The sequence below is a fragment of the Aliiroseovarius pelagivivens genome (genome assembly GCF_900302485.1).
GTDB lineage: Bacteria > Pseudomonadota > Alphaproteobacteria > Rhodobacterales > Rhodobacteraceae > Aliiroseovarius > Aliiroseovarius pelagivivens.
Genome location: NZ_OMOI01000001.1, coordinates 884,413 through 906,739, shown reverse-complemented (window position 1 = coordinate 906,739; position 22,327 = coordinate 884,413). Strand labels below are relative to the sequence as shown.

The following is a 22,327-nucleotide window of genomic DNA, read 5'->3' as shown; positions in this document are numbered from 1 at the left end:
GCGATGCCGTATCTCAGGGATAGATTGAACATGCTGGATTTAACGAACCCGGTCTTCGAGACCTATGTGATCGCGGCCGCACTCATGGTACTAAAAATCATGGGACAGGGCTGGATGACAGTCTATCGCATGATGAAAAGCAACAGCGGCCTTGCCAGCCCGGAAGACGTGCAAAAAGGCATTCTCAACACCGACCCGCGCCCAGAACAGCTGGAGGTGAACGACTATGTCGACCGGTCGCGCAGAATGCATCGCAATGATCTTGAAAACATACCTGGGTTCTGGATCGCTGGCCTTCTCTTCGTGGTGACCGATCCCAGCCTGCTCTTGGCGCAGGTGATGCTGTATGGCTTTGTTGCGGCGCGTCTGGCACATTTCATTGCCTACGCCACCAAGCAGACACATGAAGTCCGGGCGACGTTCTACACGATCGGCTCTCTGATCGTGATCTACATGGCCGCGCACGCGCTTGTCGTGGCGCTTGCGGGCTAGAAATTCGCGCTACGTAGTCTCGTAGGTAGAAATACCTTTGCCCCCTTAAAACCAACGTGTTTCGTTGACTCCGCCCCTCCCCTTCGCCAGAAAAGCAGCGAAATAGACGAGAGGGAACTTTCATGAACAAGGTATATGGCAGCGCCGCCGAAGCTCTAGACGGGCTTTTGACTGACGGCATGCTGATTGCCGCAGGCGGCTTTGGCCTGTGCGGCATTCCGGAACTGCTGATCGACGCACTGGTCGAGAGCGGTGTTAAGGATATCACCATCGCCTCAAACAACTGCGGCGTTGATGGCTTCGGTCTTGGCAAATTGCTGGACACAAAGCAGATCAAAAAGATGATGTCGTCCTATGTTGGCGAGAACGCCGAGTTCATGCGCCAGTACCTCTCGGGTGAGCTGGAGCTGGAATTCAACCCACAAGGCACCTTGGCCGAACGCATGCGCGCGGCGGGTCACGGCATCCCCGGTTTTTACACAAAGACCGGCGTGGGCACTGTGATTGCCGAGGGCAAAGAAGTGAAAACCTTCAACGGCGAAGACTACATCCTTGAAGAAGGCATCTTTGCCGATCTGTCCATCGTGAAAGCCTGGAAAGCCGACGAGACCGGCAACCTTGTTTTCCGCAAGACCGCCCGCAACTTCAACCCGCCGGCTGCCATGTGTGGCAAAACCTGCGTAGTCGAAGTCGAAGAAATCGTGCCGACCGGCTCGCTGGATCCTGACTCGATCCATCTGCCGGGCATCTACGTGCATCGCATCATTCAAGGCGAGCACGAGAAGCGCATCGAACAACGCACCATCCGGGAGGCTTAAGACATGGCTTGGGACCGCAATCAAATGGCCGCTCGCGCGGCACAAGAACTGCAAGACGGTTGGTATGTGAACCTCGGCATCGGTATCCCGACGCTGGTGTCCAACTACATTCCCGAAGGCGTTAACGTAACGCTTCAGTCGGAAAACGGCATGCTGGGCATGGGCCCCTTCCCGACCGAGGACGAGATCGACGCCGACCTGATCAACGCAGGTAAGCAGACCATCACCGAACTGCCCCAAACCGCCTATTTCGACAGCTCGATGAGCTTCGGCATGATCCGTGGCGGCAAGATCGCCATGGCCATTCTGGGCGCGATGGAAGTGGCTGAAAATGGCGACCTCGCCAACTGGATGATCCCCGGCAAGCTGGTTAAAGGCATGGGCGGCGCGATGGACCTTGTGGCCGGCGTTGGCCGCGTGGTGGTCGTGATGGATCACACCAACAAGCACGGCGTCTCGAAAGTGCTGAAAGAATGCACCCTACCCCTGACCGGCAAGTCGGTTGTGGACCGCATCATCACCAATCTGGGTGTACTGGATGTGGTCGAAGGTGGCCTGAAGATCGTCGAGACCGCCGATGGCGTGACCGAAGACGAACTGCGCGCCGCGACCGAGGCGTCCATCGTCAACTAAGCGATCGAACACTTTTCTGAAAAGCCCCCTTAATGGGGGCTTTTTTTGTGCGCTCTCGTCTTTTTGACTTGGGAAGATGGCACATCAGGGTTCATCATTCCCCCAATCGCTTTCCGCTAGCCATTGGTACGATATGAAACGTCTTCTTGCCCTAAGCTCCTACCTACTCTGCCTGATGCTAACGCCAATCACGGCGAAAGCATTTCAGATCGACGGTGATCACGGTGGGCAACTGAAGGCCCGGACCATCACCAGTTTCAATCACCCTTGGGCGATGACATTTCTGCCCAACGGACGGCTTTTGGTGACCACAAAGCCGGGGCGAATGTGGCTGGTCCAACAGGATGGAGCGCGGTTTCAGGTCGCAGGGGTGCCACCCGTACTGGATGGTGGGCAAGGCGGGTTGGGGGACGTGGTGCCGCATCCCGATTTTGCAAATAACGGTCTGATTTACCTGTCTTACGTCGACGAAGGTGATCAACCCGGCACACGGCAAGCTGTAGTGATCCGCGCGCGTTTGGACCTGACCGAGACGCCGAAACTGACACGCCATGAAGAAATCTGGCGCCAGTTTCCAGCCTATCCGGGACGCGGGCATTTCTCGCATCGTTTGGCGTTTGGCCCTGCGGGCGGAGCGCACGCTGGCAAGGTTTTCATTACCTCTGGCGACCGGCAGGAATTGGACCCAGCACAGGACATGGCGCAGGCGTTGGGCAAAATCATTCGACTGAACGATGACGGCACAGTGCCGGCGGACAACCCGTATCAAGACGACGGGGCGCTTGCCCGCAGCTTCTGGACCATCGGCCACCGCAACGCATTGGGCATCGCCTTTGATGCCAAGGGACAACTCTGGGCGCATGAGATGGGGCCGCGACACGGGGATGAGCTGAACCTGATCGAGCCGGGCCGCAACTATGGCTGGCCTCTGGTATCTGAGGGCAACCACTATAGCGGGGTTAAAATCCCCAATCACGACACGCGCCCGGACCTGACCGCGCCCAAAGCCGCATGGGTGCCCAGCATCGCGCCGTCCGGGCTGGTGATCTGGGCAGATGGGCTGTTTCCCGAGTGGCAGGGGCAAGCGCTGATCGGAGGCTTGGTCAGCCGCGCTTTGATCCGGGTGTCCCTCGACAATGGCAACGCGCAAGAAATGGAACGCTACAGCTGGGGCGAGCGTGTGCGCGAGGTGGAACAGGGACCGGATGGCGCAGTGTGGGTGCTCGAGGATGGACGCAGAGGTCGTCTGCTGCACCTGTCGCCACTCTAGACTGCACACGCTTTGTACTGAGACCACACCTAGTGGCGCGCATGCGCGATTGGGCTTACTTTTCCCCTCGTAATTGCTGTGCAGCTTTCATAATCTCGCCTCAATCCCCGGCCATAAGTCGGGCAATGACAATGAGCAGTGCGAATATGGCATCGTCCACACAAGGGAAACAATCAGCCCGCACAACCGCCAACAAACGGTTGCGGGATACGCTTGTTTTGCTGGGTCTTTTCGGGCTGGTGCTGGCTGGCCTAATCGCGCTGGCAGCGGCGACCGGTTGGGAAGAAACCCGCGCGCAATTGATGAAACTCTCTTGGGGCCAATTCGCCATTCTTCTGGCGCTCAGTCTTGTGAACTACCTGTTCCGTGGCCTGCGCTGGCACGTCTTTGCCCGCAAGCTGGGCCTGACCACAGGGCTGATGCAGGATCTGCGCCATTTCCTTGGCGGCTTTGCCATGTCCGTCACGCCGGGTCGTGTGGGCGAGCTGGTACGCATGCGTTGGTTGCGTCGCGAAACCGGCTGGAGCTTTGAGCGCACCGCCCCTCTGGCCTTGATCGACCGGGCGTCGGATTTAACCGCGATGGCCTTGATCCTTGGTCTTGCCTTGGCCTTTTCGACAACAGGGATCGCGGGCGGTCTTCCCGTCACGATACTGGCCCTGATCGCAGCCTTTGCCGCCACCCGCCCCCGCCTTCTGGCGGGTTTTGCGACACTGGGCCACCGTCTGACGGGCCGCCTTCCGCGCCTTTGGGCCAAGCTGCGCCGCGCAGCACAGTCGCTGTCGGCCTTCACCTCGCCCACTCTGATCGCCGTTGCCGCACTGATCGGCGTCGTAGGCTGGATTGCCGAGGGCTATGCCTTCCATCTGCTTCTGATGTGGATGGGCGCCGATATCGGCTTTGCCAAAGCCGTGGCCATCTTCGTCTTCTCGACATTGGCCGGCGGCCTGACAGGGGCACCCGGCGGCGTGGGCGGGGCCGAGGCAGCCATGATCGCGTTGCTCGCGCTCGAAGGCGTACCGCTTGAAGTCAGCCTGCCCGCCACCGCCATCATCCGCGTAACAACACTTTGGTTCGCGATCGGGATTGGGCTTCTGATCTTTCCCCTCGCAGAGAAAATTTCACTGAGACATCATCATGGTTTGGAAAACAACTGAGTATTCAGGCTGGGGCCGCGTGCGCACAGCGACGGCGGAACTGGCACGGCCTGAACGTGCCAGCACGCTGAAAAACGCCTTGGCAGACACCTCTTGTCCGGCGATTGGCAACTGCCGATCCTACGGCGATGCGTCCTTGAATGACGGCGGCCGCGCGATCGACATGACACGCATGAACCGCATTCTGGACTTTAACGGCGACACCGGCGTTGTCACCGTCGAGGCTGGTGTGACCATTGCCACTTTGGCCAAAGTGTTCGCGCCCCAGGGTTGGCTGCCCGCCGTTATGCCCGGCACCGGTTTTGCCACTGTGGGCGGCTGCATCGCGCAAGACGTGCACGGCAAAAACCATCACAACGAAGGCAGCTTTGGGCAGCATGTACTGTCGGTCACGCTGCTGAACGGCGAAAAGCGCACGGTGGCAACACCGGATCGCAACGCCGGTCTTTTCCGCGCCACCATGGGCGGCATCGGCCAGACTGGAGTGATTTCCGAAGCGAAACTGCAGCTGAAACCCTGCCCCGGCGACGTGATGATGGTCACAGAACGCCGCGCCGCGGATTGGGACGAACACCTTGCACATCTCGACGGCAGCCAAGCCACCTATTGTGTAGGCTGGATCGACGCCACCGCGACAGGTGCGAGCCTTGGGCGCGGCATCGTGGAAGAGGCCGAACTGGCCGCTGGCCTATTGCCGAAAGCGAAGCCCGCCAAAAAGGTACCGCTTGATGCACCGAACTTTGCCCTGTCTGGCCCGATCGTGCGCAGTTTCAACAACGCCTATTACCGGCGCGTGCCGACCTCTGGCCGATCATCAGTCAAGCGGATTGACGAATTCTTCTTCCCGCTGGACAAGATCCACGACTGGAACCGCCTCTATGGCAAGCGCGGCTTCTATCAGTTCCAAAACGTAGTGCCACTGGATCAGGCCGACGCGCTGAAAGCGATGTTGAAAGAAATCGCTGGGGCTGGCCTTGCCTCCCCGCTGGCTGTGCTCAAACGCATGGGACCGGGACGCGCGGGCCCTATGAGCTTCCCGATGGAAGGCTATACGCTTGCGGTGGATTTCCCTGCCCGCGATGCCGCACCCGAGCTGATCGCAATGCTGGAAGACATGACCGTCGATGCGGGCGGACGCCTGTATCTGGCCAAGGATGCGCTGGCCACCGGCCCCGCGATCAAGGCGATGTATCCCGAACATGGCGATTGGGTTAAAGCGGTGAATAAGGCCGATCCTGAACATACCCTTGAAACCGACATGGTGCGGCGGCTTGATCTGCGCACAGCAGGAGGTGCGTCATGACACAGAATTGCTGGATCATTTTGGGGGCGACGTCCTCGATGGCGCGGGGCTTTGCCAATGCGGTTGCCGATCAAGGCGCCAGTGTCATTTTGGCGGGCCGCGACATGGAAGATTTGAAACGCTCGGCCGCCGATATGTCAGTGCGCGGGGTAGATGCCGTCCCGATCAAATTCGACGCCCGTGACAGTGCCACGTTTGGCCCAATCATCGCGCGCGCCGAGAAGATGGAGGGCGTGATCAACGCAGCTGTCTTTGTGGGCTCGATGCCGCCACAAGAAGCAATCGACGCCGACCCTCGTCTGATCGACGGCGTTATCCAGGACAGCCACACCGGCCCCGCCACGTTCCTGTCACTGCTCGCCCCGGTGATCGAGGCGCGTGGCGCCGGCACTGTGGTCGGCGTCGGGTCTGTCGCTGGGGATCGCGGGCGGATCGGGAATTACGTCTATGGCTCGGCCAAGGCAGGTTTCGCCACCTATTTGTCAGGCCTGCGCAATCGTCTGACCCGCGCGGGTGGGCATGTAGTGACGGTAAAGCCGGGCTTCGTGGATACTGCCATGACATGGAGCATCGAGGGGATGTTTCTGGTTGCCTCGCCCGAGGCCGTGGCCAAGGATATTCTGAAAGCGGTCGAGAAGCAGAAGAACGTGATCTACACGCCGTTTTTCTGGCGCTACATCATGCTGATCATCCGGCACATACCCGAATTTATTTTCAAGAAGATGTCGATCTAATGTTAAAGCCCCCACTGTTTCGTGGGGGCTTTGCTTTTGAAGCTTAGCGTCCCGATACAGACTTTCCGGGCGTGCCTGTCAGGGTCGATCCGACATTACCCCAGCCGCCATTTCCACCACCGGATACAAACTTGGCGACGCCGCCCTTGCCTTCAAGGCCAAGCGCGTCTTTCAGGGGCGAGTTATTGCCGCCTCCGCCCTTCTTCAATGCCGATGCCATAGCCTTGGCTTCTTCGGGGTTGTTCTTTCCGGCCAGCGCAGGCGAAGTAGCCAGCAAGAGCACAGTCGATACGCAAATCGTCAGGTTTTTCATAGGTTCACTCCAGTTTCTGTTGGTAACTGGGTTACGTGACCAAGTTCAGGTTGGATCAAAAAAATCGGCGGGATCCCTTAGGGATCCCAGCCTGTGTCGATCGGATAATGTTGCTATGGGGTGCGACCGCCATGGTCAGCCAATGGCGCCAAACCACTGCTGCCAAAGACCGGCTGCATAGAACATGATGGACAGCGTCATCAGGATCAGTCCGATGCCGCGCTTGTCCTTCATGGCAAAAACAATCGGGTCGTAATCTTGCTTGCCATGCCAGCCCAACGACACCATGCGAATAAGCCACCAAGCCAGCGGGATTTCAGCCACCCAAATTAGCCAACGCGTTTTGTAAAGACCGATGGCTTGCTCGGTGAAGGAATACAGGAAGAAGGCCACCAGCGCCGCGACAACGCCAAGCGCGGCGACGTTCAGTAAGTCGGGACGGTCCGGACGGCCGTACCCTCGTCCGGGCAGGCGTTCGTCCGAGGTGGCCAATGTCAGCTCAGTCAGCCGTTTCACGCAACCGAGCGCAAGAAAGACCGGGAAAATGAAGACCAGAAGGTATCCCGAGACATAGATCCCAGTCGCCGCCGCGCCCGCGACGACACGCAGGGTATAAAGTGAAGCCAACACGGCAATATCGATCCAGCGCATCCGCTTAAGCTTGAGCGAATAGGCCAACGACAGCGCCATATAGAACGCCACCACCCCAAGAAATGCCCAAGACAGCACGGCGGCTACGCCCAAGGCAATGATGGACAGAAGCACGAAACACAGCATGCCAATCTGGATTGGCACCGCACCCGACGCGAAGGGACGGTTTTTCTTGGTGGCGTGCAGGCGATCCGCTTCCAGATCCAGCAGGTCGTTCACCAGATAGATCGACGAGGCCGCCGCCGAAAAGGCAACAATTCCAAGGAATGCGGCGAGTACTGTTGGCACGTCAAACGCATGGGCTGCGATCATGGGCAAAAGCAGCAGCACGTTTTTGACCCATTGATGTGGACGGAAGCTCCGCATCACATCGGCCATCTGCCAGCCGCCTTCTACGCGGGTAATAACCTGTCCGCGGCCCTCGATCTGGCGGGCTGATGCATCATCGCCTACGACGATAGCGTGATCCGCCATTGACCAAATCGCCCTATCGACCGGCGCGTTTCCAGCATAGTCAAATCCCTGCTCGCCAAACGCGGCTACAAGTGCAGAAGCCTTACGTTCACCTTTCAGATTGGTCTGCCCGTCTGATGCGAACACACGCGGCGATAGATCATGGTCGCGCGCCAGTTGTTCGACCAATGGCTGGTGCGAGGCCGAGGCCAGGATGACTTCGCGCCCGTCAGCCTTGGCTTGGGCAACCAACTCAGAAACCTCGGGCTCGACCGGAAGAAGATCTGTGCGCAGGGTCGCGATTTGGGCCAGCTCAGCCTTCAGACGCGCGGGCTTTTTCAAGTTCAAGAAGCTTGCTTTTATAGCGCGGATTGGGTCTTTTCCCAAAGCGGACCAAAAGCATTCGAACAGGATATCGGTGCGCAAGAACGTACCATCTACGTCCAGAACCAATGGCTTCTTTTGAAGTTCGTCACCCATTTGAGGGGGCTCCCATAACGGTAAACACGCAACCATCTGTCAATAGTTCTGGCGGCGTAATACACAACCCCCGCGCGACATTCCATGCGGCCAAGACTTTGGGCACATAGGCGCGGGTCTCGGGGTAAGGCGGGATCCCGCCATGATCGCCAACAGCGTTCTCGCCGGCGTTATAGCCTGCAAGGGCGAATATCGGATCGCCCCTAAAATGCTTGATCAGCCATTCCAGATACGCCACGCCACCTTCGATGTTTTGCGATGGATCGGAACTGTCCGTGACGCCGAACCGTTCCGCTGTCGCCGGAATCAGCTGCATCAATCCCTCTGCCCCTGCCTCGCTGATGGCCTGCTTGTTCCCTGCACTTTCAACCGAGATCAGAGCGACTACGAGCGCAGGAGAGACCGACGTGCCGACAGTAAAGCGTAGAATATCTGCGCCATGAACACGTGCGATGTCTTGCAGATGCTGCAATCTTGGCTGAGGTAGTCCGTCGCGTTCCGCAATTGCACTGATGGCATTTTGGATATTCGCGGGCCCCGTGTCTGATAGTTTCGGTGACACTTCTTGCCAAAACCAATCCCAAGGGCTTGGTGCTGGCAACGCAAATTCAGGATCAGGCACGGCTTCGGAAACCGGTTTTTCTGGAACCGCAAGGGCCGCCGCCTGTTCTTCAGGATCTATCTGAACCGTCAAACGGCTATTCGTACCCGCTTGCGGGACAGTGACGCGTTTGAATGTAAAGTCCGGGTATGGCGGTGGGGTATCCTGCCCAAAGGCAACACCCGCCAATCCAAGCGCCCAAACCGTTCCGATATACGTTAATAGCCGCATTTTGCGGTTCTCTGCTCTATCTCGTTAACTGATTCACTTCTCGCAGATTGAGGTAAAAAGCGCTAGTTTTTCCTCAATTTCATAGAGTTCGGCCTGATAAGTCACCAAAATCATTCGGAGTTTCCCTTAGGGAACTTTCTAATTTAACAAGTATTAACAATATATTACAAAACGTGCCAAAAAAAATCCACACCAAGCGAGAAATCGTACGAAACCTGCCCAATTCTCGCCCCATTCCAAAGGCTTATTGTTGCCATGTTGAGCGGAATGTAGGAATGAGCCTGCAAACGTTTACAAAATCTGAACGCCCAACCTGAGGAAGAAATTATGAAACTGTTCGAGATGATCAAGACTTTCAAAGCCGACGAAGACGGCGCTGTAACTGTAGACTGGGTTGTACTGACCGCGGCTATCGTTGGCCTTGGTATTGCCGTGCTGACGTCGGTATCCGGTGGTACCACTTCGCTGGCTGACAAAATCTCGTCCAGCCTGTCGGCAATGAGCATCATGTCTCACTAAGACCTCTGGGCTTGGCGTTATTTACTAGTAAAGGATAGTTGAATGAAAATTTTTGATATGATCAAAACCTTCAAGGCCGATGAAGACGGCGCTGTAACTGTAGACTGGGTTGTCCTGACGGCAGCTGTTGTAGGTCTGGGTATTGCGGTGTTGACCTCGGTTTCGGGCGGAACAACGTCGCTAGCCGACAAAATTTCGTCAAGCCTGTCGGCAATGAGTGTGATGTCACACTGATAATGCCGGAACAAGATCACGAAAGCCGCGCCCTCGGGTGCGGCTTTTGTTTTTGGAAGTGTGCTCTGGATCACTTCAGTTACGCGATCAGCCCTCCCCTCCCTCAGTTGAAGGGTTGGCACTCTGAGCACATAGTCGATTAAATTCAGTTACTCATATTTATGGGCTAGAAATTATTGCCGTTTCCTGTGATTTTCGCTCTGACGCAGCGTATTGTCTCTGATCTGGACCAAATCCTCGGATGCATTCGGGTTCAGATACGCAGACGGCTGATTGATATGCACGAAAGGAATTCGGATGCGCTTGATTTTCGGACTGGTCTTGGTGGTCGGAGTCGGCCTGGCTGGCTTTGCTGTTTACATGGCGCGCGATTTCATTGGGGGGTATCAGGCACAATTGGATGCCGAACGCGCGGCGCGCGGAGCAATCGTCCCTACCGTTGATATCTTCGTGGTCAATAGAACCCTGCGGTATGGCCAGCAAATCACAAGCGAAGACATTCGTGTAGTGAGATGGCCCGAAAACGCCATCCCGGAAGGGACGTTCCAAACCATCGAAGAGATTTTCCCTGAAGGCGAGCGTAAGTACCGCACCGTGATCCGCGCGATGGAGAAGGACGAAGCCCTGTTGGCAGTCAAGGTTTCTAAACCCGGTGCTGATGCTGGTGTTTCGTCACGCTTGTCTCAAGGCATGCGTGCTTTCGCCATTCGCGTCGATGTGAGCTCGGGCGTGTCAGGCTTCTTGAGGCCCGGTGACCGAATCGACGTCTACTGGTCGGGCAGCGGCGTGAATGAACTCGGTGCGACCGAGGCTATAACCAAATTGATTCTCGCCAGCGTACACCTGATTGCCGTGGATCAGATCGCCGATAGCGACCGCGCAGCACCCACGATCGCAAGAACTGTCACAGTCGAAGTGACACCTCGACAGGTTGCCGCGTTGGCCCAAGCCCAAAGCAGCGGGCGTTTGTCACTGTCTTTGGTTGGCGCTCAGGATGAAACAACAACATCCGCCGTTGAAGTAGGGCAAGGCGAACTGATTGGTGAGGTAAACGCACCCAAGCAGGAAAGCTGCACGATCCGCACCCGCCGTGGCGCCGAGATCATCGAAACTCCCATTCCTTGCCCTAACTAAGGCAAGTCAAAACGGACCTAGACGGGGCGCAAAACGGAATAAGTGTTGCGTGAGGCACACATAAGCCCCGGCCTTCACGTTATTGAATGTTGATTTTTCATTCAATCCGACGCAGTCTTGCGACTAATAAGCGGTGATTGCCCCAACAAGAGGGCTACATTGTCAACGAGCAAAGGGGAATTCCCGCCTGAAACGGGCTTCCCGGACACATACGTGATCAGAGAGGCAGGATCACATGAAGATCGATCGTTTTATCAAGGCAGCGCTATTGGGCCTGTCATTAGGGGTTGGAACCGCTCCCGCAATGGGCGTAGCGGAAACACTTCGTGTTACTGACACCGGCCCTTCGCGCGCATTAAAGGTTCCGATGAACCGCGCAGTGGTTGTGGAAAGCGACAATCCATTTGCAGAGCTTTCCATTGCAAACCCCGGCATTGCAGACATTTCGACACTGTCTGACCGCACAATCTATGTGCTGGGCAAAACACCCGGACGCACCACGCTGACCCTTCTGGGGCCTGATGGTAAGCTTCTGAGCAACGTCGAAGTGCACGTCACCCCGGACATCAGCGAATTCAAAGAGCGTCTGCGTCAGATCCTTCCCGGTGAAGGGATCGAAGTACGCACAGCCAATGACGGCATCGTTCTGTCGGGCGTTGTCAGCTCTCCGAACCGGATGACGCTGGCACTTGACCTGGCGAACCGCTACGCGCCCGAGCGCGTCTCCAATATGATGAGCGTCGGTGGTACTCAGCAGGTAATGTTGAAAGTACGCTTTGCAGAAATGGGTCGCTCGGTGCGCAAAGCACTGTCCAGCTCGGTAACGCTTGGAAATCCAGTCGGCAGCGGCGTGAATATCGGCGCATCGGCAGGTACTTGGCTGCAAAATGGCAATAACCTCCCTGATTCTGAGGTAATTACCGTCAGCGGCGACCAGGAAGGTGTGATGAGCATCGGCTTCGGTGCCGGCAGCTTCCGTGTAGGTGTTCTTCTTGAAGCCCTTGAAGCAAAAGGTGTCGTCCGCACTCTGGCCGAACCAAACCTGACAGCACTTTCGGGTCAGGAAGCGGCGTTCCTAGCGGGCGGCGAATTCCCGATCCCTGTTGCCCAAGAAGAAGGCGCCATCGCCGTTGAATACAAACCCTTCGGTGTCGAACTTACGTTCACCCCGACTGTGTTGACGGATGACGTGATCAATCTTCAACTTAAGGCCGCAGTATCCGGCTTGGACAGCTCGGTCAGCTACCAGAATGGTGGCTTGATCCTGAACTCGTTCCGTCGCCGCGAGACTTCGACAACAGTTGAGCTGCGTGATGGTGAAAGCTTTGCCATTGCTGGCCTGATCGAAGATGACTTCCAGGACGCCATCGGTTCGGTGCCGTGGCTTGGTGATCTGCCGGTTCTCGGTGCCCTCTTCCGTTCAACGGAATACGAGCGTCGCCAGTCTGAATTGGTCATCATCGTGTCGGCCCATCTGGTTACCCCCACCCGCGGCGAATTCCTGGCTGTACCGACCGACCGCATTCGCCCCCCGTCCGAAAAAGACCTGTTCCTGTTTGGGAAAACCGCTGCATCCTCCACCCCTACGGTTGGAGTTGCCGCAGAAGTCGCCAAGCAAGACTTCTCGGGTTCTTACGGCTACGTGATGGAATAAGGATCGCGACATGAAACGGATCAAACCAATTCTCGCCGCTACGTCGGTTATCGCAGTTCTCTCAGGATGTGCAGACAACCCACAGGCGATGCACTTCTGGCTAAACGAAGCAGGTGGCAGCCTGGACGAAGGTGGCTTCGGCGCACCAACCGCCCACAACATCGGTGTGCATACCGGACAGATCAACGTCGTTCAGGCGCTGGCCGAGCGCTTCAGCCGCGAAGTAGGCGATACGGTGAACTTCGAGTTCAACAAAGCCGACCTGTCGCCAGAAGCACGGAGCATCTTGGACACGCAGGCCAAATGGATCCTGCAGTTCCCGGAAATTCGCTTCCGCGTCTACGGTCACACCGACCTTGTCGGTTCGACCGCCTATAACAATCGCTTGGGTATGCGCCGTGCGCGTACTGTTGTGAACTACTTGGTATCGCGTGGCATTAGCCGCTCGCGCCTTGAGGCTGTCGTAAGCTACGGCGAGACCCGCCCGCTGATCCAGACCGATCAGCGCGAATTGCGCAATCGTCGCACCGTGACCGAGGTCAGCGGTTTTGCCAACAACCGCAAAGCCACTCTGCTCGACGGAAAATATGCCGAGATCATCAACCGCGAGTATATCGAGAGCGCGACGACCGCGACCGAGGTTGCGAACGGAAACGTGGGCACGGTTGAGTAATCTCACGTCAAATCTTTCCGAAAAGGGGCGCAACTTGGTTGCGCCCCTTTTCTTTTGCCACATCGTGGCCAATTCGCCCCAATCGCGATCTGTTTTGCTGCCCAGATTACGCACACATTCTGTTTATTTCATTCGTTATCAATGCTATAGTATGACTTGATGAGGTAAGAGCGGCTCTGCGGAGTTGCCAATTTTAGTTTGCTAAAACGAAACAGATCCTTACAAAAGGGGTCGACCGTCCGTAATATCCGGACAATCAAGCCTTAGGGCCGCATTCTTGCCCAGATTCCCTGCGACGGTTCATTCTTCCAGGGCGCTTTTTATTAGTGTGTTTGCGATTCGCAATTAACGAGAGAACCCGGTCGCCCGATCCTAAAGGAACGCAAAGCCGGATATGAAAGGAACAAGGAAATGAGTGGCAGCGCCGCGCTACAATCTGATCCGGAACCAATCACCGCGTGCACCGTTTCGCGAGATGTGCAGAATTTCGACCTTCTCATTGAAGACATGGAGGCCGAACTGGGCGAAGCATGGGGCGATCTTCCGATCGACGACGCCGTCGCCTTTTTCGAACAGCCCGATGCCAAAGATCTCGAATTCATCGCCATGGCGCTGGACGATCAGGACGAAGCAGATCTAAGCACCGTCGCCTCGGTCATCAAGGCAGCCGTGCAGCGGAACATCAAAGTGATCGTCATCGCCGAAGAGGTCAGTCCGATTGCGTTGCACCAGCTACTTAAACTTGGTGCGGAAGAATTCGTCCCCTATCCCCTTCCCGACGGTGCCCTTCACGACGCGATCAAACGTCTTCGCGTGAAAGAGGTCGAGCCCGTCCCCGTCGCAGCCCCCGAAAACACTCCCCGTAAATCTTCTGGCGGTCGCGAGGCCGTCATTCTGGCCGTTCAACCTATGGCTGGTGGTACCGGAGCGACAACCTTTGCCGTCAATCTGGCATGGGAGCTGACGCAGGTGAACGGCGGCACACCTCCGCGTGTTTGCTTGCTTGATTTCGGCCTCCAGTTCGGTTCGACAGCAACTTATCTAGATCTGCCGCGACGCGACGTGGTGTACGAACTGCTTTCGGACACCGAGATGATGGATCAGGAAATCTTCATGCAGGCACTTCTGACCTATGAAGATCGCCTGAACGTTTTGACCGCCCCACCTGACATCCTTCCACTAGACATGGTTACCGTAGAAGATGTCGAACGGATCGTCGAAATGGCGCGAACGAATTTCGACTACGTCATCATCGACATGCCCAACACTTTGGTGCAGTGGACAGAAACCGTTCTGCACGCTGCGCATGTCTATTTCGTGACCTTGGAGCTTGATCTGCGCTCGGCTCAAAATACGCTGCGGATGATCAAAGCGCTGAAAGCCGAAGAACTGCCGGTAGAAAAGCTGCGCTATGTGCTGAACCGGTCCCCTAAATTTACGGACCTCTCGGGCAAATCGCGCGTGAAACGTCTGGCCGAAAGCCTCGATATCTCAATTGAATTGATGCTACCCGACGGTGGAAAGCAAGTTCCGGAAGCCGGGGATCATGGCGCTCCGCTTGCCAACTCTGCGCCCAAGAACGTCTTGCGCAAAGAGATGCAAAAGCTTGCCAAGTCCGTGCATGAACTGAACCAAGCTGACATAGCAGCCCAGTAAATCTATCGGAGGCGACATGTTCTCGCGTTACAAGAAACCTGCAAAGCCTCAGGAAAAAGGGCCTCGTGAGCTCGCAACGATAGACAGCGGGCGAATTGAGGAAGGCATCATCTCGTCGCCTCCCAAGCAGTCCGCTACTCCGAAGGTGAGTGCGCCCGAGCCTGCCAAGTCTCCAACCTCAACTCCCGCAACTCCGGCGTTGTCCGACAAGGAACGCAAACGCAAAGAGCGGCTATCCGAGATCAAGACAGAGCTTCACAAAGAGCTGCTGGACAACTTGAACCTTGGTGCCCTTGATGCGGCGACTGAAAAGGATCTTCGCGCGGAAATCACTGATATTTCATCAGAATTTCTGACAACGCGCGATGTTGTTCTCACCCGCGACGAACGTCTGATCCTGAACCAGGAGCTTTATGACGAGGTTAAGGGCCTGGGTCCGCTTGAACCGCTTTTAAAAGACGAGACCGTCAACGATATTCTGGTTAACGGACCACAACAGATTTTCATCGAACGCGATGGCAAACTAGAGCTGACCGACGTTACCTTCAAAGATGAACGTCACCTTCTGCGCATCATCGATAAGATCGTGTCGGCCGTCGGCCGTCGCGTCGACGAACAGAACCCGCATGTTGACGCCCGTCTTGCCGATGGTTCGCGTTTCAATGCAATGGTTCCACCGATCGCGGTGGACGGCTCGCTTGTCTCTATTCGTAAGTTCAAAAAAGATAAGCTTGGCATCAACGAGCTGGTGAACTTCGGCGCTTTCTCGGAAGAGATGGCGGCCTATCTGCAAGCCGCCGTGGCCACCCGGCTGAACATCATCGTCTCAGGTGGTACCGGTTCGGGTAAAACGACCACTTTGAATGCCTTGTCTTCTTTCATCGACGACAGTGAACGCATTCTGACGATCGAAGATACTGCGGAACTTCAGCTGCAACAGACCCATGTGGGCCGGATGGAAAGCCGCCCCGCCAACGTCGAGGGCAAAGGTGCAGTCAGCCAACGCGACTGTCTGAAAAACGCCCTGCGTATGCGCCCTGACCGCATCATCGTGGGTGAGACCCGCGGCGAAGAGGTGATCGACATGCTGCAGGCTATGAACACCGGCCACGATGGATCGATGACGACGATCCACGCGAACTCGGCCCGTGATGCTGTATCGCGTCTGGAAAACATGGTGTCGATGGCCGGGATCGAAATGCCGATCAAAGCCATCCGCAGCCAGATCGCCTCTGCTGTGAACCTGATGGTGCAGGCCAGCCGTCTTCAGGACGGATCGCGCCGCATGGTCTCGATCACCGAGATTACCGGCATGGAGGGCGAGGTGATCTCGATGCAGGAAGTATTCCGCTATGAACGATTGGGGCTCGCACCAGATGGCAAGATCATCGGTCGCTTCAACGCAACCGGCGTACGTTCGCACTATGCAGAGCGCTTCCGCCAGTGGGGCTATGACCTGCCCGCATCGATTTATGAGCCCTGGAGCGACTGATCATGACGATCTCTGCCGAACCTATTATCTATGGTTTGATCTTTCTAGCAGTCTTGCTGCTGGTCGAAGGTATCTATCTGACTCTGTTCGGGAAATCTATTAGCCTGAATAGCCGCGTCAACCGACGCCTCGACATGCTTGAAAAGGGCGCTGCCCGCGAAGAAGTACTGGAAAAGCTTCGCAAGGAGATGAGCCAGCACGTCAAGGCTCAGGGGATTCCTTTCTATTCGCTTTTGGCCACCAAGGCGCAAAAGGCCGCGTTGGCCTTCACTCCGGCGCAATTGGTCATCATCATGGCTGGCCTGTCGGTCTTTGCCTTTTTCGGACTGAGCGTCGCGACAGCCGCCGGCCTGCCCGTACGCATTGGTGTTTCAATCGTGATGGGCGTTGGCGGTGTGTTTTTCTGGGTGAGCAACAAAGCCAAAAAGCGGATGTCGATGATCGAAGAACAACTGCCAGATGCCGTTGAGCTTATGGTGCGTTCGCTACGGGTCGGTCACCCGTTCACGTCAGCCGTACAGATCGTTGCCAAGGAAGTTCCAGATCCGCTGGGCACCGAGATGGGCCTGATCGCCGACGAAAGCGCCTATGGGCGCGATGTGGGCGAGGCGCTGGCCAACATGGCCGAACGGATGGACAACCAGGATATGCGCTTCTTGGCGGTCGCTGTAACGATCCAGCAAACCTCGGGTGGTAACCTAGCCGAGATTTTGGACGGTCTGGCCAAGGTGATCCGATCGCGCTTTCGTCTGTTTCGCCGGGTGCGCGCTATTACGTCTGAAGCCAAGTGGTCCGGCAACTTCCTGTCCGGCTTCCCACTTGTGGCGCTGGTCATGATCAATCTGATCCAGCCCAACTATTACGACGACGTACGCGAGACATCCTATTTCATTCCGGCATGCCTTGTCGTTGGCGGCTTCCTAATCGCCAACATCATCGTGATGCGTATGCTTGTGAACATCAAAGTCTAGGTTGGCGAAACTATGCAATCCATTATCGACTTTCTGACTGAACAGCTTGGACCCGCGGGACCAATTCTAGCCCTTGGTGGTGCTGGCATTGTCTTGGTCGTCATCACGTTGCCCTTCGTCCTGCGCAAGCAGGTTGATCCACTGGACAAAATCAAAGAGCTGCGAGAGGGCAACACGAAACGCTCCGAGAAGGCTGACCTGCGTGTTGCTAAGGGCTCAACGAAGCTGGAGAAGTATTCAGCGTTCCTCGAACCTCAAGACGCTGCCGAGTACTCTGCGGTGCAACTTAAACTGCTTCAGGCAGGCTATCCGGGTAAAAACGCGGTTCAGACATACCACTTTTTGCAGTTTGCACTGGGTATTGGCCTTTTGGCGTTTGGCGTGTTCTTGACCATCCTGAAGACTGCCAATGGTCAGGAAATGACCACACAGGCCCGCGTTCTGTGGATCCTGTTGCCGGGCGTCTGCGGATACATGTTGCCGAAATACTGGGTTACCCGCCGTGTAGAAGAGCGCAAGGAAGAGATCATCAACGGTTTTCCCGACGCCCTAGACATGATGCTGGTTTGCGTTGAAGCGGGCCAATCCCTTGATCAGGCAATCTTGCGTGTCGCTAAGGAAATTCGCCCGTCCTATCCTGCTCTGGCAGATGAATTCTCGATCGTTTCGAACGAGATGAAGGCTGGTAAAGACCGTGTTCAGGTTTTGCGAGACATGTCCGATCGTTCGGGCGTGCCGGACGTGGCCAGCTTTGTGACCGTGATGATCCAGTCCTCGACATTCGGTACGTCCATCGCCGAAGCCCTTCGGGTTTATGCCGGCGAGATGCGGGACAAGCGCGTTATGCGCGCAGAAGAAAAAGCCAACAAGCTGCCAACCAAGATGACGCTGGCAACAATGATGCTGACCGTGCCGCCACTGCTGATCATTCTGATCGGCCCTTCTGTTTACGAGATCTACCTAACCCTCAAAAACGTCAGCTTCTGACGCCGCTTCCGAATTGGAAAGGAGCACCAAGTGATCCAGCGCCCTGCCCTTCCGAGGCATACCGGCTTTCGTGCGGGTATGGGGCGCCTGAGTGTGCTGACGATGTTCACATCGGCCATGTTGTTGGCCGCGTGCGAGAACAACGCAACTGGATTTGAGTTCGCTCCTGACAGCCCATATGCCCCTGGTACTTTCGGCGGGCTGGACAACTCGGTCGATGGGTTGACAGTCGGTCACCGACTGACCGCTGCTGGCGAGCACGAACTTGCCTTAAAGGCCTATAAACGTGCCGCGGCTGAGCAAGGCATCACTGTCGATGTGCTGTCAGCCATCGGGTCGGCAAACTTGCAGCTTGGCCGTCTGGGTCAAGCCGAGAAGTTGCTGCGCAAAGCCACACAGATGGATGTGAATTTTGCGCCTGCATGGAACAATCTGGGCGTTGTGTTGATGGAAACCGGTCAGGTCAACGAAGCCGCCCGCGTTTTCCAAATCGCATTTGGTCTAGATCGTGGCCAATCTGCCGAAATTCGAGAGAATTTACGCCTTGCGCTCGCCAATCAAAGCAATCCGGACTATGATCCAGCCAATAATGATACATTTTCGCTGGTTCGGAGAGGTTCGGGTGACTACCTGCTTCTGTCCGAAATCTAGACGGAGAGACGAGCAGCAGAGGACGCGAACATGCGCCACCCCATTCTACTTGTGCTTTGCGTAAGCAGCGCTATAGCCCTGTCGGCCTGTCAAAAACCCAAGGACGAAGGCGAAGACGTCGAACGCGCCATGGCAGATTTGAATGTTATCGACGAAAGCAATCTGAACGACATCATGTTGACCGTCGGAGACGCCGACGAAGCCGCAGCTTATTTCCGCGGTGCCGTTCAAAAAAATCCCGATCGAATTGATCTCCAGCGTGGCTTGGGCCAATCACTGGTACGTGCCAAACGCCCCGCCGAAGCTGTTGGGGTCTGGAAGAAGGTTGTGTCACTTCCTGGTGCCACCAATGAAGACCGCGTTTCACTGGCCGACGCGCTGATCCGCGCCGGTGATTGGGATCAGGCTGAGGTCGAACTAAACAAGGTTCCCCCCACACACGAAACCTTCCGTCGTTACCGTCTGGAAGCCATGATTGCGGACAGCAAAGAGCAATGGAAGAAAGCAGACAGCTTCTATGAAACAGCTGTGGGCCTGACGACAAACCCGGCGACCGTACTGAACAACTGGGGTTACTCGAAACTGACGCGCGCAGACTATGAGGGGGCAGAGGATCTGTTCACCCAGTCGCTAAGCTACGATACCAAGCGCTTCACTACGAAGAACAATCTGGTTCTGGCGCGCGGTGCACAGCGTAAATACGACCTGCCTATTATTTCGATGACTCAGATCGAACGTGCCCAGCTTTTGCATACGTTGGCTCTCTCCGCCATCAAGCAAGGCGACGTCACCATTGGCAAAGGTCTGCTGCAAGAAGCGATCGACACTCATCCTCAGCATTTCGAAGCCGCAACGCGTGCGCTTGAAGCTTTGGAAAGCAACGTGTCCAACGGGTAAGGCGCATGGACATCACCCTGACACAATGGGCAGCGATGTTGTTCCTGCCCCTCGCCCTTCCGGTTTCCGCATGGGTTATGTGGTCTGACTTGTCGCGGATGAAAATCCCGAACAAGGCCGTCATGGTCATGCTGATCGGCTTCGCAGTCCTTGGCTTCTTCGCATTGGACCTGACCGAGTATTTGTGGCGGTGGTCACATTTCGCGGTCATCCTTGTCGCTGGTTTCCTGATGAACATGGCGCGGATGCTGGGGGCTGGGGATGCAAAATTTGCCGCTGCCGTTGCCCCCTTTGTAGCATTGCAGGATACCATTCTGGTGTTGATCATTTTTGCAGCGATGATCGTTGTGGGTTTTACCGCACATCGGATCCTTCGTCGCATCAAGCCTTTGCGCGAACTGACACCGGATTGGGAAAGCTGGTCACGGCGCGACTATCCAATGGGGCTGAGCATCTGCCTGACATTCCTGACGTATCTGATCTGTGGCGTGCTTTACGGCACCTAACAACCACGCATCACGCTATTAAAAAATGGCCCGTAGCATTTCGCTGCGGGCCTTTTTTGTTTTGTTCGTCGGTTTGACATCTAACCTATGATGCTTCGTCCTCGACCTCGCTATCGCGCTTCACAGGCACTGCCTTTTCCCCGGGAAGAGCATAGAGTGTATAAAGCTCGGTCCGGCGCACCTCTTGCACCTTGTCTGACCAGCTTTGGGCCGAGATCTCATCAAGAATGGACTTGCGTGTCGGAGCTGACAGCGGACATTTGGGAACAAGCAGATAATCCGCATTCTCGATCCCTGAGAGTTCGCCATAGTACCAAGGTGCGCCGCGCTTCAGAGGCGCCAGATCGGCATAGAGCCAATAGCTGGACAAAAGATCTGCCGTGAAGATTGCAGCCCCTTCGCCCCCTTCCCAACCAGCGATGTCATTGGCCACGGTTTCGAACCAACCGACCAGCCCCAGCTCTAGCGTGCAGTATGACAGGTCTTCACCTTGAAATGTCACCTCCAGCTTATCCCGATCCGTATATTCGGCGTAGTGCGCAAAGGGCGTTCCCTCGCCATCCATCGCGGCGCGATAGTCCAACTGGAACGCACGCGGAGCATAGGTTTGCAGATCCTCATGCGCGCCTGATCCCGGCATTAACGGCTCGAATTTTTCGACATCGGTGGCCAGATGTCGTAACGGGCTTGCCGCCAAGTTCAAGAAACTTGGGGTCGCAAGTGCAAACGCAGCGATGGCGCAAAGGGTCACGGCTTGCCTCAGATCCCAACCGAACCCATTTCGCAATCCGGCATCTGGAAGGCGCATGAACAGCAACAGTCCCAGCAACCACAACCATTGGGGATCATTGCCGAAATTCTGATAGGTGACATAGAAGAACGCAGGCGCAAGCAAAAGCAGCATCAATCCTTCCTGCTTGCGATCTGCCTGCCGCATCAGGACAACTGACATCAGGATGACAATCGACCCCCCAAGATATGCCGGTGCGCTGATCACATAGCCAAAGTCATGACCCGGTTGAGGACGCACGTCAGATCCTGCGACGTTTAGAAGATCCTGAAGATAGGCTAACCAGAACACTGGCGTGCCAACGGCCAGCGTCGCCAGGCCCGCAGCGATCAGCCCGCTGACAACAGCCCAGAATACCGTGCGCCCTGCCCCACGTGCAAAAAGTCCGATGAGAAGCGGAAAAAAGAACGCTGCAAAATAGGTCACTTTGATCATCGCCATGAAGACCACCATCACACCGATCACAGCCCCATCTGCAACCGAGGACGCCCCCCCGGTTCGTGCAGGCAGCATTGCGGTGGCGATGGCCAAGAACGCTGCGGCCCAAGCCCAGCGATTGTAATGCATTGAGATCGAAACAGAATCCATCGCCTCTCCATGCACCAGTGCAACGCAGAAGATCAGGATCGTGGCCGCGAACAGATAGGCCCAGCCTCCGGAAAACCGGCTTCTTGCGACCCACCACACGAACGGGAAAAACGCTAGCGCCACAAGGAACTGACCGGCCAAGATCGCCTGTCCTGCGCCAAATCCAACCTTCAGGAAGACGACAATCGGGGCGAATGCCAGAATGCCGATTGGGGTTACGAAATCGAAATGAGGCCAGTCTCCGCCCTGCATACGAAACAGCATTTGCAGCAGATGCAGCGTGTCCCCTTCATGCTTGCCGATATAGAACCCACCCTTCAAAAAGGTCAGGGCCGCATAGACCGCCAGAAGCACGGCCATGAAGACCGCCAAAATCTTACCACTATTTGCGCTCATACCTGCCCTCATTCTTTTGTAGCCAGATTAGCGTCAATGCATT

At 56.2% G+C, this 22,327-nt stretch carries 24 protein-coding genes; 20 read left to right on the top strand and 4 right to left on the bottom strand.

Annotated features, from left to right (window positions below; translation table 11 throughout):
• Positions 1-30 precede the first annotated feature (30 nt).
• The 7 genes from ALP8811_RS04460 (at position 31) to ALP8811_RS04430 (ending at position 6,407) form a co-directional block, all read left to right on the top strand.
• Positions 31-492 (top strand): MAPEG family protein, encoded by a 462-nt coding sequence (locus ALP8811_RS04460; protein WP_245924560.1) that lies wholly within the window; start codon positions 31-33, stop codon positions 490-492.
• 122 nt (positions 493-614) lie between these two features.
• On the top strand, positions 615-1,310 hold the full coding sequence (locus ALP8811_RS04455; protein ID WP_108855963.1) for a CoA transferase subunit A: 696 nt from the start codon (positions 615-617) through the stop codon (positions 1,308-1,310).
• Between the two features lie 3 nt (positions 1,311-1,313).
• Positions 1,314-1,943, top strand: a complete 630-nt coding sequence (locus ALP8811_RS04450) for a 3-oxoacid CoA-transferase subunit B (RefSeq protein ID WP_108855962.1) — start codon at positions 1,314-1,316, stop codon at positions 1,941-1,943.
• Between the two features lie 133 nt (positions 1,944-2,076).
• Positions 2,077-3,213 (top strand): PQQ-dependent sugar dehydrogenase, encoded by a 1,137-nt coding sequence (locus ALP8811_RS04445; RefSeq protein ID WP_108855961.1) that lies wholly within the window; start codon positions 2,077-2,079, stop codon positions 3,211-3,213.
• A 131-nt stretch (positions 3,214-3,344) separates the two neighbouring features.
• The gene (locus ALP8811_RS04440; protein WP_245924558.1) at positions 3,345-4,370 is read left to right on the top strand and encodes a lysylphosphatidylglycerol synthase transmembrane domain-containing protein; all 1,026 of its coding nucleotides are present in this window, start codon (positions 3,345-3,347) and stop codon (positions 4,368-4,370) included.
• The gene (locus ALP8811_RS04435) at positions 4,351-5,673 is read left to right on the top strand and encodes an FAD-binding oxidoreductase (protein ID WP_108855959.1); all 1,323 of its coding nucleotides are present in this window, start codon (positions 4,351-4,353) and stop codon (positions 5,671-5,673) included. Before ALP8811_RS04440 ends, ALP8811_RS04435 begins: the two co-directional genes overlap by 20 nt.
• Complete coding sequence (locus ALP8811_RS04430; protein ID WP_108855958.1) at positions 5,670-6,407, top strand: SDR family NAD(P)-dependent oxidoreductase; 738 nt, start codon at positions 5,670-5,672, stop codon at positions 6,405-6,407. Before ALP8811_RS04435 ends, ALP8811_RS04430 begins: the two co-directional genes overlap by 4 nt.
• A gap of 43 nt (positions 6,408-6,450) precedes the next feature.
• Here the strand turns inward: ALP8811_RS04430 and ALP8811_RS04425 are convergent, their stop codons facing one another.
• From ALP8811_RS04425 to ALP8811_RS16540, 3 genes are all read right to left on the bottom strand, one after another.
• The gene (locus tag ALP8811_RS04425) at positions 6,451-6,720 is read right to left on the bottom strand and encodes a hypothetical protein (protein ID WP_108855957.1); all 270 of its coding nucleotides are present in this window, start codon (positions 6,718-6,720) and stop codon (positions 6,451-6,453) included.
• 135 nt (positions 6,721-6,855) lie between these two features.
• Positions 6,856-8,304, bottom strand: coding sequence for a UbiA family prenyltransferase (locus ALP8811_RS04420; protein ID WP_108855956.1), 1,449 nt, complete (start codon positions 8,302-8,304; stop codon positions 6,856-6,858).
• Positions 8,297-8,776 (bottom strand): lytic transglycosylase domain-containing protein, encoded by a 480-nt coding sequence (locus ALP8811_RS16540; RefSeq protein ID WP_306418705.1) that lies wholly within the window; start codon positions 8,774-8,776, stop codon positions 8,297-8,299. The genes ALP8811_RS04420 and ALP8811_RS16540 overlap by 8 nt, the downstream gene beginning before the upstream one ends.
• Positions 8,777-8,859: 83 nt before the next feature.
• Here ALP8811_RS16540 and ALP8811_RS16535 point away from each other — a divergent pair, with 83 nt between their 5' ends.
• From ALP8811_RS16535 to ALP8811_RS04355, 13 genes are all read left to right on the top strand, one after another.
• Positions 8,860-9,030 carry a hypothetical protein gene (locus ALP8811_RS16535; protein ID WP_306418704.1) on the top strand — a complete coding sequence of 57 codons (171 nt, stop codon included), beginning with the start codon at positions 8,860-8,862 and terminating at the stop codon, positions 9,028-9,030.
• A gap of 433 nt (positions 9,031-9,463) precedes the next feature.
• Entirely contained in the window at positions 9,464-9,655 is a 192-nt protein-coding gene (locus ALP8811_RS04410) for a Flp family type IVb pilin (RefSeq protein ID WP_108855954.1), read from the top strand.
• A 42-nt stretch (positions 9,656-9,697) separates the two neighbouring features.
• A complete protein-coding gene (locus ALP8811_RS04405; RefSeq protein WP_108855953.1) occupies positions 9,698-9,889 on the top strand; it encodes a Flp family type IVb pilin in 192 nt (63 codons plus the stop codon).
• 297 nt (positions 9,890-10,186) lie between these two features.
• A complete protein-coding gene (cpaB, locus tag ALP8811_RS04400) occupies positions 10,187-11,023 on the top strand; it encodes a Flp pilus assembly protein CpaB (RefSeq protein WP_108855952.1) in 837 nt (278 codons plus the stop codon).
• Between the two features lie 235 nt (positions 11,024-11,258).
• Positions 11,259-12,677 carry a type II and III secretion system protein family protein gene (locus ALP8811_RS04395; protein ID WP_108855951.1) on the top strand — a complete coding sequence of 473 codons (1,419 nt, stop codon included), beginning with the start codon at positions 11,259-11,261 and terminating at the stop codon, positions 12,675-12,677.
• A 10-nt stretch (positions 12,678-12,687) separates the two neighbouring features.
• Positions 12,688-13,350: an OmpA family protein gene (locus tag ALP8811_RS04390; RefSeq protein ID WP_181363687.1), complete on the top strand. Its 663-nt coding sequence runs from the start codon at positions 12,688-12,690 to the stop codon at positions 13,348-13,350.
• A gap of 411 nt (positions 13,351-13,761) precedes the next feature.
• Positions 13,762-15,006, top strand: coding sequence for a CpaE/TadZ family protein (locus tag ALP8811_RS04385; RefSeq protein WP_108855950.1), 1,245 nt, complete (start codon positions 13,762-13,764; stop codon positions 15,004-15,006).
• Positions 15,007-15,022: 16 nt separating this feature from the next.
• Positions 15,023-16,498, top strand: a complete 1,476-nt coding sequence (locus ALP8811_RS04380; protein ID WP_245924557.1) for a TadA family conjugal transfer-associated ATPase — start codon at positions 15,023-15,025, stop codon at positions 16,496-16,498.
• Between the two features lie 2 nt (positions 16,499-16,500).
• On the top strand, positions 16,501-17,469 hold the full coding sequence (locus ALP8811_RS04375; protein ID WP_181363686.1) for a type II secretion system F family protein: 969 nt from the start codon (positions 16,501-16,503) through the stop codon (positions 17,467-17,469).
• A 12-nt stretch (positions 17,470-17,481) separates the two neighbouring features.
• A complete protein-coding gene (locus ALP8811_RS04370) occupies positions 17,482-18,456 on the top strand; it encodes a type II secretion system F family protein (RefSeq protein ID WP_108855949.1) in 975 nt (324 codons plus the stop codon).
• A 102-nt stretch (positions 18,457-18,558) separates the two neighbouring features.
• The gene (locus ALP8811_RS04365; RefSeq protein ID WP_370738898.1) at positions 18,559-19,107 is read left to right on the top strand and encodes a tetratricopeptide repeat protein; all 549 of its coding nucleotides are present in this window, start codon (positions 18,559-18,561) and stop codon (positions 19,105-19,107) included.
• 30 nt (positions 19,108-19,137) lie between these two features.
• Entirely contained in the window at positions 19,138-20,004 is an 867-nt protein-coding gene (locus tag ALP8811_RS04360) for a tetratricopeptide repeat protein (RefSeq protein WP_108855948.1), read from the top strand.
• Positions 20,005-20,009: 5 nt separating this feature from the next.
• A complete protein-coding gene (locus ALP8811_RS04355) occupies positions 20,010-20,510 on the top strand; it encodes an A24 family peptidase (protein WP_108855947.1) in 501 nt (166 codons plus the stop codon).
• A gap of 85 nt (positions 20,511-20,595) precedes the next feature.
• On the opposite strand, the gene ALP8811_RS04350 is transcribed toward ALP8811_RS04355, so the two are convergent.
• Complete coding sequence (locus ALP8811_RS04350) at positions 20,596-22,284, bottom strand: hypothetical protein (protein WP_108855946.1); 1,689 nt, start codon at positions 22,282-22,284, stop codon at positions 20,596-20,598.
• Between the last annotated feature and the right edge of the window lie 43 nt (positions 22,285-22,327).

What these genes read in the sequence shown, in the direction of transcription:
- ALP8811_RS04380 (WP_245924557.1), top strand. Translation starts at nt 15,023, where the DNA reads ATGTTCTCGCGTTACAAGAAACCTGCAAAGCCTCAGGAAAAAGGGCCT.
- ALP8811_RS04435 (WP_108855959.1), top strand. Translation starts at nt 4,351, where the DNA reads ATGGTTTGGAAAACAACTGAGTATTCAGGCTGGGGCCGCGTGCGCACA.
- ALP8811_RS04450 (WP_108855962.1), top strand. Translation starts at nt 1,314, where the DNA reads ATGGCTTGGGACCGCAATCAAATGGCCGCTCGCGCGGCACAAGAACTG.
- ALP8811_RS04350 (WP_108855946.1), bottom strand. Translation starts at nt 22,284, where the DNA reads ATGAGCGCAAATAGTGGTAAGATTTTGGCGGTCTTCATGGCCGTGCTT.
- ALP8811_RS04460 (WP_245924560.1), top strand. Translation starts at nt 31, where the DNA reads ATGCTGGATTTAACGAACCCGGTCTTCGAGACCTATGTGATCGCGGCC.
- ALP8811_RS04355 (WP_108855947.1), top strand. Translation starts at nt 20,010, where the DNA reads ATGGACATCACCCTGACACAATGGGCAGCGATGTTGTTCCTGCCCCTC.
- ALP8811_RS04365 (WP_370738898.1), top strand. Translation starts at nt 18,559, where the DNA reads ATGTTCACATCGGCCATGTTGTTGGCCGCGTGCGAGAACAACGCAACT.
- ALP8811_RS04370 (WP_108855949.1), top strand. Translation starts at nt 17,482, where the DNA reads ATGCAATCCATTATCGACTTTCTGACTGAACAGCTTGGACCCGCGGGA.
- ALP8811_RS04390 (WP_181363687.1), top strand. Translation starts at nt 12,688, where the DNA reads ATGAAACGGATCAAACCAATTCTCGCCGCTACGTCGGTTATCGCAGTT.
- ALP8811_RS04375 (WP_181363686.1), top strand. Translation starts at nt 16,501, where the DNA reads ATGACGATCTCTGCCGAACCTATTATCTATGGTTTGATCTTTCTAGCA.
- ALP8811_RS04420 (WP_108855956.1), bottom strand. Translation starts at nt 8,304, where the DNA reads ATGGGTGACGAACTTCAAAAGAAGCCATTGGTTCTGGACGTAGATGGT.
- ALP8811_RS04395 (WP_108855951.1), top strand. Translation starts at nt 11,259, where the DNA reads ATGAAGATCGATCGTTTTATCAAGGCAGCGCTATTGGGCCTGTCATTA.
- ALP8811_RS04405 (WP_108855953.1), top strand. Translation starts at nt 9,698, where the DNA reads ATGAAAATTTTTGATATGATCAAAACCTTCAAGGCCGATGAAGACGGC.
- ALP8811_RS04455 (WP_108855963.1), top strand. Translation starts at nt 615, where the DNA reads ATGAACAAGGTATATGGCAGCGCCGCCGAAGCTCTAGACGGGCTTTTG.
- ALP8811_RS04360 (WP_108855948.1), top strand. Translation starts at nt 19,138, where the DNA reads ATGCGCCACCCCATTCTACTTGTGCTTTGCGTAAGCAGCGCTATAGCC.
- ALP8811_RS04430 (WP_108855958.1), top strand. Translation starts at nt 5,670, where the DNA reads ATGACACAGAATTGCTGGATCATTTTGGGGGCGACGTCCTCGATGGCG.
- ALP8811_RS04440 (WP_245924558.1), top strand. Translation starts at nt 3,345, where the DNA reads ATGAGCAGTGCGAATATGGCATCGTCCACACAAGGGAAACAATCAGCC.
- ALP8811_RS04425 (WP_108855957.1), bottom strand. Translation starts at nt 6,720, where the DNA reads ATGAAAAACCTGACGATTTGCGTATCGACTGTGCTCTTGCTGGCTACT.
- cpaB (WP_108855952.1), top strand. Translation starts at nt 10,187, where the DNA reads ATGCGCTTGATTTTCGGACTGGTCTTGGTGGTCGGAGTCGGCCTGGCT.
- ALP8811_RS04445 (WP_108855961.1), top strand. Translation starts at nt 2,077, where the DNA reads ATGAAACGTCTTCTTGCCCTAAGCTCCTACCTACTCTGCCTGATGCTA.
- ALP8811_RS04385 (WP_108855950.1), top strand. Translation starts at nt 13,762, where the DNA reads ATGAGTGGCAGCGCCGCGCTACAATCTGATCCGGAACCAATCACCGCG.
- ALP8811_RS04410 (WP_108855954.1), top strand. Translation starts at nt 9,464, where the DNA reads ATGAAACTGTTCGAGATGATCAAGACTTTCAAAGCCGACGAAGACGGC.